A 13384-nucleotide genomic window follows, 5' to 3' on the forward strand; every position below is an offset into this window, starting at 1 on the left:
TCACTAACGATCAGTATCGATCATTAAGTTGTCAGAAATGATCGATTGTGATTCGATCGTGTGATCGTCGTCTCGATTGGGAGGTTCACGAATGGTGGCGCATCAAACGCCGGTCCGCGTGTGGGCGGGTGTCGACCAGGGCACCACGAGTACCCGGACCAATCTGTACGACGACTCCGGTACCTGTGTCGCGTCCGCTCGGCGCCAGTCGCTCACCAGGCACCCGCGCCCCGGCTGGGATGAGCAGGACGGCAATGCTCTCCTTGCCGCGATCGAGGACACCGTCCGCGAAGCCGTCGCATCGGTGCCGGGTGCCGAACTGGCGGGCATCGGTCTTGCCAATCAGGGCGAATCGATCATCGCGTTCGACCGCCGCACTGGCGAACCGCTCTCACCGGCCATCCTGTGGTCCGACCGTCGCGCCGGCGCGATTGTCGACAGCGTGCGGGCGACGCCCTCGGCGGCACGGATCGAGGACGTCACCGGGTTGCGGCTGGACCCGTACTACTCCGCGGCCCGGATCGCATGGGCGCTGCAGAACCTCCCGGAAGTGGCCGCCGCGGCGGCGTCCGGGACACTGGCCATCGGCACACTCGATACGTTCTTCATCCATCGCCTGGCAGGAGGGGCGTATCTGACCGATCCGTCCACCGCCAGTCGGACCCAACTGATGGCGTTGGACGATCTGCGGTTCGACCCAGCGACCGCGGCCGCCTTCGGAATAGACATCGACCTGTTGCCCGCCATCGTTGACACCGTCCTGCCCGAACCGCTGCCGACAACGCTGGGAGCGCCGCTGTACGCCAGCGCGGCCGACCAGCTGGCGGCACTGGCCGCTCTCGGCGCCATCGCGCCGGGTGACACCAAGATCACCTATGGCACAGGCTGTTTCATCGACACGAACGTCGGTGCCCAACCCCGACGCCCGGGCCATGGCCTCATGCCGACTTACGGGTGGACAGTGTCCGGTGAGCCCAAGGCATGGGCGATCGAGGGCGGTGTCTTCAGCGCCGCGACCGCCATCGACTGGCTCGTCAGCCTCGGCCTCGCGCAGGACGCCTCGCAGGTCACAGCACTGGCGGCCGCCGCTGCGGCGGTGTCGAACCACGACCTGCGCATGCAACACCCGCTCTTCCTGCCGAGCTTCACCGGAATCGGTGCGCCGTGGTGGCGACCCGAGGCCGCCGGCGTGCTGGCGTGTCTGCGCGCCTCCACCACCCGGGAAGACCTGGCGTTCGCCGTCGTCGACGGGATCGCGCACCGTGTCGCCGACGTCGTCGACTCCATCGATGCCGAACTCGGCGCAGCGGCGGTGCTGCGCGCCGACGGTGGATTGAGCGCAAACAAGGCGCTCATGCAGCGCCAGGCCGACCTCTGCGGACGCCCCATCGCCATCGCCGATCACCACGACAACACCGCGGCAGGGGTGGCGGGCCTGGCTGCCATCGGCGCCGGCGAACTGGATCTGGCCGGACTTGCCGCACGTGCCAAGTTCACCTGCACCGTCGAACCCACACTGCCCGAGAGCCAACGGAATCTCGAGCGAGCCAGGTGGCGTGAGTTCGTCGAGGCGACTCCCGCGCTTGAGCCGCCCGCGCTGACAACTGCCGCCCAACGGCGGTCCGAGGAACGGATTTGATGAGCACACAGCATTACGACATCGCGGTCATCGGCGCGGGTGTGATCGGGGCGGCGATCGCCGCTGAACTGTCCCGTCACGACGTGCGTGTGGTCTGGTTCGAAGCCGCGCATGACGTCGCCGAGGGTGCCAGCAAGGCCAACTCGGCCATTGCCTGCACTGGCTTCGACATGCCGGCGGGAAGCCTGGAATCACAACTGATTCTGGAGTCCAACCCCGACTGGGAGAACCTCTGCCGCGCACTGGATGTACCGTTCCGCCGCATCGGCGCGCTATCGCTGGCCTTCGATGACGACGACGCGCATTCCCTGCTGCAGCTAGCCGCCCAGGCCGCAGACGTCGGCGTCGACACCGAGTTCCTGTCCGGTGCCGCGCTGCGGCGGGAGGCCAAGACGGCCGCGCCCACCGCAGTGCAGGCGCTCCATGTGCCCGCGGAGGGCATCATCGATCCGATCAGGCTGACCATCGGGCTGGCCAAACTCGCGGTGTCCAACGGCGTGGACCTGCGTCGCTGCGCGCCGGTCACCGGCTTCTGGCACCACGATTCCGGCGAGATCAGCCACGTCGTCACGCCTGGCGGGGCGGTATCGGTCGGCGCGGTCGTCAACGCCGCAGGCGTCAACGCCGACCAAATCACCGACGCCGCGGATGCCGAGCCGTTCACGATGTGGCCACGCAAGGGCCAGTTCCTGCTGCTCGACCGCGCGGTGGGGCACCTCGTCCCCAAGATCATGTGCACCGCACCCACACCGCACACCCGCGGGATCTACGCGGTTCCGACCACCAACCGGACAGTCCTGGTCGGTCCCACCGCGGTTGACGGACTGGACCGCGCCGACAAGACGACCGACGCCGACACGCTCGACTCCGTCTGGGCACGCGCCCAGCGACTGCTCCCGGACATCAGCCGCCGCTACGTCACCAAGGCCTTCTCCGGTCTGCGCCCGGCCAGCGATACGACCTACCGTCTCGAGGTGTCACCGAAGGTGTCCAACCTGGTACACGCCAACGGAATACGCTCGACCGGCGTATCGTCGGCACCGGCGGTGGCGCGGTACGTCGCTGATCTCATCAACCGCAACATCATCGAGCTGACCCCCAAGGCGGACGCCAAGACAGCCGTCGCCGCGCTGCCCCGGCTGGCCGAAACCACCACCGATGACGCGGTCATCGGCTTCGTCGCTCGCCCGTGCGCCACGCCCGACGAGCACCCGATGGTCGTGTGCGCCTGCGAGCACGTCACCGCCGCGGAGATCGCCGCCGAATGTCGCGGCCCGGTGCCCGCCACCTCACTCGACGGGATCCGCAAGCGGACACGTGCGATGGCGGGGCGGTGTCAGGGCGCGTACTGCTCGGTCGGCGTCAGCTTCATCCTCTCGGCGTCCACCGGCGAACAACCGGGGCAGATCCGCCAGGGCGAACCGGAGTCTCAGTGGCAGGCCGACACGAAATGACAAGAGCGCATATCGCCATAGCCGGTTCCGGATTGGCCGGCCTGCACAGTGCAGTCACCCTCAGCGCCTCCGCCGACGTGACCGTCTATGAGCGGCTTCCCGTTCCGGGCGGCGAGCACTGGGAGGATGTCGAGCACCGCCGTCTCGTCCGCCAGGCCATCACCAACGGTGTCCGGTTCTGTGCGGGCACTCAGGTGATCCGCTGGGAGGGTGATCGACTGCTCGCGGTCGGCGAGCGGGGCGGCATCGCGCCCGCCGACGCACTCGTCGTCGCCACCGGGCACCGGCCATCGACGCGGTCTGAACTCGGCATCAACGGAGACAGGTGTGCCGGCGTCCTGCCGGCCACATTGGCCCTGCATCTGCTCAAACAACAAGTCCACCTTGGCGACAACGTGATCATCGCCGGCACGTCGCACTGGTCGGCCGAATGCGCGACCGAGTTGAACTCGGGTCCGTCGCCAGCGGCGTCGGTCGTGTCGATCGGTGTGGGCGCCCGGATCTCGGCAACGCATGGCATGCCCAGGATCGCCGGTGTGACAGTCGAGTCCGAGACCGAGAGTCGACACCTCGCCTGCGACTGTTTGATCCTCGGTGCGGCTCCGGTGCCGTATCGCAACATCGACGGCGCGATCCTCGACGACGCACCGGTCGTGTTCGCGCAGCGCCTCACCGATGAGCACGAGCCCGCAGGCCGGATCGGAATACGGTCCGCGCATCAAGCCCTCGCGCTAGCCGGCCACCAGTTGCCCCATGTTCCAGTCACTCCCAGGATCGGACTACCCCAATGAAAGTGACATCGCCCGTCGGCGAGTTCCCCTACACCTTCGAACGAATCCGGATCGAGGGATCACACCTGGTCGCCGAAGGCCGAATGGGCACCTGGCCGGCCCGGATCGAGGTCGGCATCGCCGACATACCTCCGGCCGCCCGGATCGGTGCACTCGCCGCAGTGGCGGGTGCGCTGCTCGGAGCTGTCGTCGGACGACGACGGAAACTCAAGCACCGCAACGTCTAACAGCTCCACCCACCATTCAACGCTCGGAAGGAAGAACCGCCCATGGCCCAACTCGGCAATGCCGTCATCTATCTCATGATGGCGTTCGTGCTCATCGGTGCGTGCGCACTGGCATTCCGTGGTGATCGGGGGATAGGACGCGAGTTCAAGGAGGGGCTGTACGCCCTGGGCCCGCTGTTCATCCCGGTCGCGGGCATCATGGCCGGCCTGCCCTATCTGGCCTGGTTCGTTGAGCACGTACTCGGGAAGTTGTACGAACCGCTCGGTGCGGATGCGGCGATGGCGGCGACCACCCTCATCGCGAGCGATATGGGTGCCTACCAACTCGCCGAGCTGACGGCCGACTCAACCGGCGCGTGGATCACCGCGTCCATCACTGGATTCCTGGCCGGTGCGACGATTTCGTTCATCATCCCGGTCGGGCTGGCGATCCTCGATGTCCGTGACCACAAGTACTTCGCGCTGGGCATCATGAGCGGCATCCTCACCGTTCCCGTCGGTGTCATCGTGACGATGGGCATCCTGCTCGTCACGGGAACGCCGCTGCGCCCGACCGTCAGCACCGATGGCCCGTCGACGGCCACCCTCGACGGATTCTCGTTCTGGGACGTGCTGATCAACCTGCTGCCGGTGATGCTCGTGACCGTGGCGATCGCGATCGGCCTCTACTTCTTCACCCGGGCGATGGTGACCGGATTCATCTGGTTCGGCAGGGGTCTCAACGCCGCGATCTACCTGGTCCTGGCGGTCTCCATCGTTGACCATGTGACCGGCATCTTCAGCTCCACGTTCAGTTGGTGGGGCTTCGAGCCGATCATCGCCACAGCCGACGATCAGATGCGTCCACTCGAAGTTGTCGGCAATGTCGCGATCGTCCTCGCCGGTGCGTTCCCGTTGGTCTACGCGATTCGGACCTATGCCGACAAGCCGCTTACCGCGGTCGGCAAGCGGCTGGGCATCAGCACAGAGGGCACGACCGGGCTGCTCGCCGCGACCACCAACATGCTGGCCGCATTCCACCTGATCAAGGACATGCCGGCGAAGGACAAGGTTCTCGTCGTCGCGTTCGGGACCACGTGTTCGGCACTGATCGGTGACCACCTGGCGTTCACGGCCAACTTCCAGCCCAACCTGATCGGTCCGCTGATGATCGGCAAGATCGTCGCAGGCATCACCGCGATGCTGCTTGCGGTGTGGATCGCGGTTCCCACGGCTCAGCGCATCGAACGTGAACGCGCACAACAGGAAGCAGAGGAACGCGCACAACACGCCGCAGACGAGATCGATGATGTGGATGGGGTCGAGGTCCCGCAGACATAGGACGACATCACGTTCGACGTAGTTTGCCGGCATCGCAGCGGGCACGGGCCGAGGTGTAGGTTCTCAAACCTTATGTCCAAAACGCGGCCATTGAACTGGCCGTCTCTAGGAATTCTCACCTAAGGCCACAGGAAATTCTCACTGTCGTGTCCTATTTCAGTGCACTATGCACGCCTTGTAGCCTGCCTCCAGGAACGCGGGGCCACCGACACGTCGGGCGAGGGGACGGCCGGGACTGGGCCACCACGACCACCGGGTGACTACTGCCCCCAGTTCCGAAGGGGCTCTTGATTATACGTGCCAACAGCGTGGACGTTGCTAGTGAATTGCGGCAAGTAGCAACGTTACGAACCGTTCGGTTGCGTCTGCCAAGCGGTCTACGGCGACGAGAAGGTTGACTGTATCGTTGGTGTTCGCGAACTGCTGTTGTGCCGATGCAAAATAGATCTCACGCAACTGCGTGTTGATGTTGAATTTCCGGATCCCGTGTTGCAATGCGCAGAGGATCTGGTCGTTAGGTATCCCAGATGTGCCGTGGAGGGACAGGGGTACCGAAACACGTTCTGTGAGAGCAGATAGCAGATCGATGTTGAGTGTGGGCTGTGACTTATACCTGCCGTGTACGTTGCCTATAGCCACCGCCAGGAGGTCTGCACCGGTCTCGGTTGCGAACCTGACGGCGCTATCGACATCGGTCATTTCTTGACTGAGGTGTGAGTGGGCGATGTCTTCGTTCCCAGGAATGTGTCCGAGCTCGGCTTCCACCGAGGCGCCGTACTGACGGGCGATCTTGCAGGCCCGTCGTACGAGGTCGGCATTGTCCTCAAACGGTAAGTGCGAACCGTCGGCCATGATGGCGCTGACGCCGAAATCAAGTGCAGCCTCGATCAGGTGCAGATCGCCGGTGTGGTCGAGCTGTACAGCGATTGGGACTGAGGCTGTTTGGGCGAGCGCAATGGTCATCTTGGTGAAACGCGGGCCATACCTGCCGGTGAATGCCTTCTCGGATATGAGAATGCAGACCGGAGTGCCGCTGAGCTCGGATGCTGAAAGGACACCAGCCACCTGTTCGAAGTTGTAGCAAGTGAAGGACGGCAATACACCGGTCGCTGAGAAAATTTCATGAATCGGCGTCAGCATGGGTCTCTCCCTGTTAATGCAGCAGTGCGGTTTTCGAGGTCGGGCGCGTATCAGACCGCCCGATGACGCATGTTCAGACATGAACACGTCGGCACCTGCTGACCTACGGTGTTTCTCGCTTAGCTTCTGCCGGCGAGAGGATGGTGACGATGCTGGAGTCGTCGCGCTGCGCCAATCCTTGTGATTCGCCGACTAGGTACAACTGGTGTGCAGCCGCGGTCGTTGGAAGTGCCACGGCCAGTTCCCGTCCAATATCCAAGACAATTCCCAGGTCTTTGGTGAAGATGTCCAGGCGTGACCGGACCTCGGTCTGATCGGTTAGCGCTTGAATCATGCGTGGGCCTCGGTCGCCGAGCATGAAGGATGCTGCTGCTCCGTCCTGCAGGGCCTCGATTATCGCCGTGGGGTCCAATCCAAGGCTGTGGGCCAGGGCGACTGCTTCCGCGGCGGCTGCAATGTGGACGCCAGCGAGCAATTGATTGATGGCTTTCGCTGCTTGCCCGTCTCCGGCTCTAGTGCCCACCACGGTGACGGTCTTCCCTAGGTGACTGAGCAACGGTTCGGCTCGCTCCAGAACTTCTGGCTGCGCCGCTGCCATGATGAGCAGCTCGCCGGAACCCGCGCGGGTCGGCCCACCGCTGATGGGCGCGTCGATCAGTTCAATGCCTCTCCGGTGAAGCTCGCCGCCGATCCTTGCGGCCGCCTTCGGTCCTACCGTGCTGGTGAGAATGACGGTGTGGGGAGGCTGGTTCGCCTCGACGAGACCGTCGGGACCGAAGAGCGCGGCGTCGACTTGATCGGCGGTGCGAACCGACAGCAATGCGATTGGCACGTTTGCTACCGCAGCTGCCGGGCTTGCCGCGGCCTGGACGCCGGCCTGCGAGGCCTTCGCGCGCTGATCGGAGGAGATGTCGCAGGCGGTGACGCTGAACCTACACGCAAGACGTGTTGCCATTGGCAGCCCCATCGCACCCAATCCGACGACTGCGATATCCCTCTGCGAGGTGTTGACCATGATCTTGGCTTCCTATCTTTAGATTTGACGAAGGGTGCGGACGACAGTGACTAAGCCGTCTTCACCACCGACGTTGCCCGGAAAGACCACATAGGGGATTCCACGTGAAGGTCCGGTGGCGGGTTCCCAGAGGGACACGACGCCGGGCAGGAGGTTTCCGCGTGTCCACGCTCGGCTGATGTCTAGTGCCTTGGAGGCTATGTCCGCCGAGGTGATCCCTCCCTTTGCGAGCACGAAGTGTGGCCGCACACTGGCCAACACGTCGCGGACAATAGTCACCAAGGCGCTGCTAACGGTCTGCGCAACAGTGAGATTGCGATCGCGATCTTCCGCTGAAATGACCTCGCGGCTGGTTCCGATGACAAGATCCGCGTTGCTGTTGGGGTCACCGAGATGTTCAATAGCTGCAGCGGCGATCTCAGCACAGTGCGATTTTGACGTCTGAGACTGCATGAGCCGAGGGACGTCTACTTGAAGCGCGGTGATCTCCTCTTCTGCGCGCAGCAGCTGTAGTTGGCGTGTAGTCATACCCACGTGGGATCCGACGACGATGAGGCCACGCGAAGAGACTGGACGGTTGTCGGTGTCAGCTGGGGCGAGCAGGGTCCGTAGGCGTTCGAGAGCGATCGGCGGTGCGGGGGACTGTGCGCACCGCGCTCGGACAAATGACGGCCCGGTGCGGTAGACAAACCGCAGGCCTTCCCTTTCGGCGTGAAGGATGCCGAGCACAAGGACGCGTAGGTCGTCTTCATCGAGTGCGTCGACGACGATGACCTGAGCAAGAGTGAGCGTGGCGAGCAGTTCCGCTACACGGGCCGGTCCGCCGCATCGCAGGTCGCGCAGTGTGATGGCGGGGACCTGCGATCGCTGGATACGTCCGTGGCTCTTCTCTTCCACCCAAGCCCGCAGGTCGGAATGCGAGTAGGCAAAGCTAGGATCGCGCGCAAACTCGCTCTTAGACACTGGGATTAAGCCGGTGTCGGTGGTCAGCCAATGGGTGGAGTCGATCGTTACCCGGCCCGCGTCGAGGAATGCGGGGACCACAATGACGCCGTCGACAGCACGCCCGGCGGCACGTTCGGTATCTGTGATTGCGTCGGTCTCTAGCGGAAAGTGGCCGCGCAAGGTCGAGTCGCTGCGGCTGGCGATTGCGTAGTCGATGCCAAGAGCTGCAGCGGTTCTCTGCAGATTTCTCAGCACGTCTCGGTTCACCGCCTCCGCCTCGGGGGCTGTAAGGCTTCGCGTGTTAGTGAGAACGAAGAACGCTGGGGTGTCCGTCCTGAGTGCCCATGTGAGGTCTTCGTCGCGCCATTGCGTCAGCACAGGCAGGTCGATAACGCTTTGGGTACCGGTGGGATCGTCGTCAAGAACGACGAGCTTGCGCACTCCGCGGATCGCAGCACTGACTTCCGCTAAGCCGCATGGGCGGAGCTGCGGAAGGTCGGCGACGAGTTCTTCGCGAGTGATCGAGGTTTGTCTCATTGGTTGGCTCCATCTGCCGTGCCGCCTGAGCGGCTCAGGGCCCGTCGAGCGATCCCGGCCAAGAGCGCCGTCCCGACTGGAATCACCGTGTCGTTGAAGTCGAAGTCCGGGCAGTGCAACGGAGCCCCACCTGTTCCAAGGTGGAAGTATGCGCCGGGAACGTGATCAAGAAAGAACGCGAAGTCTTCGGAAGCCATGCTCGGCGGGAGCGTTTGTAACACGTGCTTCTGCCCCACAATTTCACCTGCGACAGCGGCAACCAGTTCAGCGTGCGAACTGGAGTTGACCGTAAGCGGCAGGAAGGTTTCATATGCGGTCTCGGCGTCGACGCTGAAAGCGCGCGCGATGGCTTCGGCGATTTCGGAGATCCTCTTCCGTAAGAGGTGTCCAACATCGGGATGGGTCCACTTGGCGGTGCCGGCGAGTTCCACCGATACCGGGATGGTGACGCTGGGCGTAGATTCTCCGAACCTGATTTGGGTGCCAGCATCGATTGAGTGCACGGTGACCACGGCACCTCTTGAAGGATCAACGTTGCGGCTGACTACCGACTGCACAGCCGTAATGAACTGTGCGGCGGCGACAACTGGGTCAATCGCGAGGTGGGGCTGGGCGCCATGCCCACCGCTTCCTGACATGCGGATCCAGAAGTCATCTCGCGCGGCCATGATCGGTCCCGGTGCAACTGCGATCTGCCCTGCGTTAAGGGAGGGCCAGTTGTGCAGTGCGTAGATCGCGTCAACTGGAAACCGTTCGAACAGACCGTCGTCGAGCATCACTCTGGCTCCGCGATGGCCCTCTTCACCCGGTTGGAAGATGGCTACTACCGTTCCCGCAAAGTCGCGGTGACGAGCCAGTTGTTCGATGACCCCCAGGAGGATGGCGACATGACCGTCGTGGCCGCACGCATGCATGACACCGTCGCGCCGGGACCGGTACCCCACGTCGTTCGCCTCGTGGATGGGTAGCGCGTCCATATCGGCGCGCAAACCGACGGCGGTGCCGGAATCCGCTTCACGTCCCCGGATGATCGCCACCACTCCAGCGCCGCCGATACCAACGTGAACCTCGTCCGCGCCCACACGCCGAGCCACGTTCGCGACGATGTCGGCGGTGCGATCCGTGTTCAAGCCGATCTCAGGGTGTGCATGAAGGTCTCGCCGGATAGCCACGAGATCTTCGCTGGCAGCAGTTGCGTTCATCGGTCGGAGTCCTGACACAGGGTTTCAGTGTCCACATCAGCCGACATGTCGTTGGCCGTAGGTAATTTGGATGGTTCAGGTATGAACACTAAGCACACCACAGCTGTGACGCCTGCAACGATCACGGGGTACCACAGGCCGGTGTAGATATCGCCGCTGACACTCTGGATCGCCACGATCGATGCGGGCATTAAGCCCCCAATCCATCCGTTGCCGATGTGGTACGGGAACGACATTGCCGTGTAGCGGATGCGTGCGGGGAACAATTCGGTCAAAGCTGCTGCCATCGGGCCAAAAACCATGGCGGCCAGCATGATCAAGTACAAGAGCAGCAGCACCACCATGACGTGATTGATTTCGGCGTCGTCTGCACCCAGTGGGTACCCTGCATCGAGTAGTGCGGGCTCAAGCTGATTCTTGAATACGGTGACCAAGGCATCGTCGCCAGAAGAGCCCGCGCTATAGGACGCGATCTCTCGATCACCGACCCGAATTATCGCGGTGGTTCCCTCAGTGGCGGTTTCGTTCGCGTACGGGATACCTCGTTCCGCGAGAGCAATCTTGGCGACATCACACGACGACGTGAACTCTGAACGCCCCATGGGGTCGAACTGCAGCGAGCACTCGTTAGGATTTGCCACGACCACGACCGGCACTGAGGTGCGCGCCTGCTCCAATGCGGGGTTGGCGAAGTGGGTGATCGCGGAAAATGTCGGGAAGTACGTCAAGGCGCCGAGCAGACATCCGATGACAATCAGCGGCTTCCGGCCCGTACGGTCACTCAGGTAACCGAAGCCGATGAAGAATGGGACACCCAGTGCAAGCGCGACACCCGTCATGATGTTCGCGTCAGTGGGGTCAACCTGAAGTGTGTTGGTCAGGAAGAGAAGTGGATAGATCTGCGCGACGATCCAGACGACCGCCTGACCACCGACCAGTCCGAATAGCGCTAGAAGCACAAGCCGTAGGTTGGCCCACTTCGTGAAGGTCTCCTTGATGGGGGCTTTGGCGGTTGCCCCGGCAGCTTTCATCTTCAGGAAGGTGGGAGATTCGTGCAGCCGCAGCCGGATCCACACCGAGATCCCGAGCAAGACCGCCGACCCCACGAATGGGATCCGCCAGCCCCAGGCGTCGAAAGCTTCGTCGGACATCGAAAGTCGGCACAGCGTGATGACTGCTATCGATAGCAGGAGTCCCAATGTGGCGGCTGTCTGCAGCCAGCTCGTGTATCCACCACGTTTGCCGCGGGGGGAATGCTCAGCGATATAAACCGCAGCTCCGCCGTACTCACCGCCAATTGCGAGTCCCTGTAGTACCCGCAGCGAGATCAAGGTAATGGGCGCAAAGATGCCAATTGATTCGTAGGTGGGCAGCAGACCCACGGCGACGGTTGCCAGGCCCATGATCAGAATGGTCGCCAGGAAGGTCCGTTTCCGCCCGGCGCGATCGCCAAAGCGCCCGAATAGGAGCGCGCCGATGGGCCGTACCACGAAGCCGATCGAGAACGCGACTAGCCCGAAGATGAGCGCTGCGGCAGGGCTGACAGCCGTGAAGAACTTCTGTCCAACAACAGCTGCCAAGGCGCCGTAGAGATAGAAGTCGTACCACTCGAATACGGTTCCCGCTGTAGACGCGGCAATCACACGCCGCGCCGTCGTTGGCGGGGACGTTTCTATACTGCTCGTATCGCTGTTGGTCATGAGTGTTCCAGTTCGCTCACGCCGCGACGGATGCTGTCGGGGCTCGAAAGTTTGGGCAGTCGGCTAGGTGATGATGGCGGCTTGGTGGCGTTTGAGGGTCGTTCCGAAAACCTCTAGAGCACGGTTGATTTCGGTTTCAGTGCAGTTCAGAGGTGGGGCAAAAATGCACAATCCGTTCCGGTGGTACAGCCAAACCCCGCTTCGCATCAGGTCGGCGATGAACTCGTCGGCTGCGGCAGCTGAAGACTCGGAGGTGGAGGTTGGTTCCATGGTTGCGCGATCTCGGACCAGATCGAGACCGATAAAGGCGCCGATACCTCGGACATCACCGATCGTGTCGATGTCCTTCTTCAGGTCGGCTAAACCTGACGTAAGCCAATTCTCGATCCGGTAGGCACTCGAGAAGTGTCCGCCGTGCTCGTATTCGTCGAGCGCTGCTAAGCCGGCCGCCATCGCGACTGGATGACCGGAGTAAGTGTGACCACAGTCAAACACCCGTTGGTCAAATGCGTTGGCCAACGACTCGCGAATCAGAAAGCCGCCAAGGGGGACGTGAGCTCCCGTGACACCCTTTGCGAAGGTGACGATGTCCGGTTCAACCCCAAACGCGCGGACGCGAAGATTTCACCGACGCGACCAAAGCCGCACATTACTTCGTCGTGAATTAGAAGGATGCCGTACTTAGTTGCGAGATCACGTAGGCCGCGTAGGTAGTCTGTTGGGTAGGCTATAAGACCCGCCGATCCGAGCACTGGCTCAATTATCAAGGCAGCAATGCTGTCTGGATTCTCGAGTCCTATAACGGAATCCAGGTGACGAAGTGCTCGATTTGTCTCTTCTCGGGAGTCCTGAGAGTCGAACGCCGGTGCTGTCCCGCCTGGGGTGAAGAACCGCACCACCCCAGGCGGAATCATCGGCTCCGCTGGCCAGCGACGGGCGCCACCGGTTAACGCGGCTGATGCTAAGGTGTCGCCGTGATAGGACCTGTACGCCGCCAACACTTTTGAGCGGCCGGTTAGACGCCTCGCTATGCGTATAGCGTCGTCATTGGCATCGCCTCCTCCTGAGGTGAAATGCACACGGGCGTTCTCAGCCCAGGGTGCATACTCGCTGAGGCGTTGCGCAAACTGCGTGCGTACATCGCATCCCAGGTGGGGTGCCACGTAGCTCAGCGTGCTGGCCTGCGCAGCGATGGCCGAGGCAATGCGCGGGTTGCTGTATCCGAGATTCGTGCAGATCCAACCGCTGGAAAGATCGAAATACGCTCTGCCGCTCTGGTCGTACAGGTATGAGCCCTGAGCACGCACAATCACGGGTAACCTCTGCGCACCCTGAATCTGCCAGGGCGTCAAGAAGCGGTCACTACTTTCGCCAGTTCGTGTGACTCGGCCGGATCCCGCCAGACCCGCCATAT

10 protein-coding genes and 1 pseudogene are annotated in these 13384 nt (G+C 62.8%); 5 read left to right on the plus strand and 6 right to left on the minus strand.

Going from position 1 to position 13384, the window contains the following annotated elements; all coding sequences use genetic code 11:
* Positions 1–91: 91 nt before the first annotated feature.
* From ABIA65_RS13170 to ABIA65_RS13190, 5 genes are read left to right on the plus strand one after another with little or no spacing between them, the layout of a single operon-like run.
* Complete coding sequence (locus ABIA65_RS13170) at positions 92–1639, plus strand: FGGY family carbohydrate kinase (protein WP_354523817.1); 1548 nt, start codon at positions 92–94, stop codon at positions 1637–1639.
* Positions 1639–3093, plus strand: a complete 1455-nt coding sequence (locus tag ABIA65_RS13175) for an NAD(P)/FAD-dependent oxidoreductase (RefSeq protein ID WP_354523818.1) — start codon at positions 1639–1641, stop codon at positions 3091–3093. Before ABIA65_RS13170 ends, ABIA65_RS13175 begins: the two co-directional genes overlap by 1 nt.
* Positions 3090–3884 (plus strand): FAD-dependent oxidoreductase, encoded by a 795-nt coding sequence (locus ABIA65_RS13180; RefSeq protein ID WP_354523819.1) that lies wholly within the window; start codon positions 3090–3092, stop codon positions 3882–3884. Before ABIA65_RS13175 ends, ABIA65_RS13180 begins: the two co-directional genes overlap by 4 nt.
* 2 nt (positions 3885–3886) lie before the next feature.
* The gene (locus ABIA65_RS13185) at positions 3887–4111 is read left to right on the plus strand and encodes a hypothetical protein (protein WP_354523820.1); all 225 of its coding nucleotides are present in this window, start codon (positions 3887–3889) and stop codon (positions 4109–4111) included.
* Between the two features lie 42 nt (positions 4112–4153).
* A complete protein-coding gene (locus tag ABIA65_RS13190) occupies positions 4154–5431 on the plus strand; it encodes an ethanolamine utilization protein EutH (protein ID WP_354523821.1) in 1278 nt (425 codons plus the stop codon).
* Positions 5432–5749: 318 nt separating this feature from the next.
* On the opposite strand, the gene ABIA65_RS13195 is transcribed toward ABIA65_RS13190, so the two are convergent.
* The 6 genes and pseudogenes from ABIA65_RS13195 to ABIA65_RS13220 form a co-directional block, all read right to left on the minus strand.
* Positions 5750–6571, minus strand: a complete 822-nt coding sequence (locus tag ABIA65_RS13195) for a class II fructose-bisphosphate aldolase (protein WP_354523822.1) — start codon at positions 6569–6571, stop codon at positions 5750–5752.
* A 103-nt stretch (positions 6572–6674) separates the two neighbouring features.
* Positions 6675–7586, minus strand: coding sequence for an NAD(P)-dependent oxidoreductase (locus ABIA65_RS13200; protein WP_354523823.1), 912 nt, complete (start codon positions 7584–7586; stop codon positions 6675–6677).
* A gap of 18 nt (positions 7587–7604) precedes the next feature.
* Complete coding sequence (locus ABIA65_RS13205; protein WP_354523824.1) at positions 7605–9068, minus strand: four-carbon acid sugar kinase family protein; 1464 nt, start codon at positions 9066–9068, stop codon at positions 7605–7607.
* Positions 9065–10270: an amidohydrolase gene (locus ABIA65_RS13210; RefSeq protein WP_354523825.1), complete on the minus strand. Its 1206-nt coding sequence runs from the start codon at positions 10268–10270 to the stop codon at positions 9065–9067. The genes ABIA65_RS13205 and ABIA65_RS13210 overlap by 4 nt, the downstream gene beginning before the upstream one ends.
* Positions 10267–11970 carry an MFS transporter gene (locus tag ABIA65_RS13215; protein ID WP_354523826.1) on the minus strand — a complete coding sequence of 568 codons (1704 nt, stop codon included), beginning with the start codon at positions 11968–11970 and terminating at the stop codon, positions 10267–10269. Before ABIA65_RS13215 ends, ABIA65_RS13210 begins: the two co-directional genes overlap by 4 nt.
* A 63-nt stretch (positions 11971–12033) precedes the next feature.
* Positions 12034–13382: pseudogene (locus tag ABIA65_RS13220) on the minus strand (aminotransferase class III-fold pyridoxal phosphate-dependent enzyme).
* Between the last annotated feature and the right edge of the window lie 2 nt (positions 13383–13384).

The organism is Mycolicibacterium sp. 624, assembly GCF_040548615.1.
Taxonomy (GTDB): domain Bacteria; phylum Actinomycetota; class Actinomycetes; order Mycobacteriales; family Mycobacteriaceae; genus Mycobacterium.

Excerpts from the sequence above, each read along its gene's own strand:
- ABIA65_RS13205 (WP_354523824.1), bottom strand. The coding sequence starts at position 9,068 with ATGAGACAAACCTCGATCACTCGCGAAGAACTCGTCGCCGACCTTCCG.
- ABIA65_RS13200 (WP_354523823.1), bottom strand. The coding sequence starts at position 7,586 with ATGGTCAACACCTCGCAGAGGGATATCGCAGTCGTCGGATTGGGTGCG.
- ABIA65_RS13210 (WP_354523825.1), bottom strand. The coding sequence starts at position 10,270 with ATGAACGCAACTGCTGCCAGCGAAGATCTCGTGGCTATCCGGCGAGAC.
- ABIA65_RS13215 (WP_354523826.1), bottom strand. The coding sequence starts at position 11,970 with ATGACCAACAGCGATACGAGCAGTATAGAAACGTCCCCGCCAACGACG.
- ABIA65_RS13175 (WP_354523818.1), top strand. The coding sequence starts at position 1,639 with ATGAGCACACAGCATTACGACATCGCGGTCATCGGCGCGGGTGTGATC.
- ABIA65_RS13190 (WP_354523821.1), top strand. The coding sequence starts at position 4,154 with ATGGCCCAACTCGGCAATGCCGTCATCTATCTCATGATGGCGTTCGTG.
- ABIA65_RS13180 (WP_354523819.1), top strand. The coding sequence starts at position 3,090 with ATGACAAGAGCGCATATCGCCATAGCCGGTTCCGGATTGGCCGGCCTG.
- ABIA65_RS13195 (WP_354523822.1), bottom strand. The coding sequence starts at position 6,571 with ATGCTGACGCCGATTCATGAAATTTTCTCAGCGACCGGTGTATTGCCG.
- ABIA65_RS13170 (WP_354523817.1), top strand. The coding sequence starts at position 92 with ATGGTGGCGCATCAAACGCCGGTCCGCGTGTGGGCGGGTGTCGACCAG.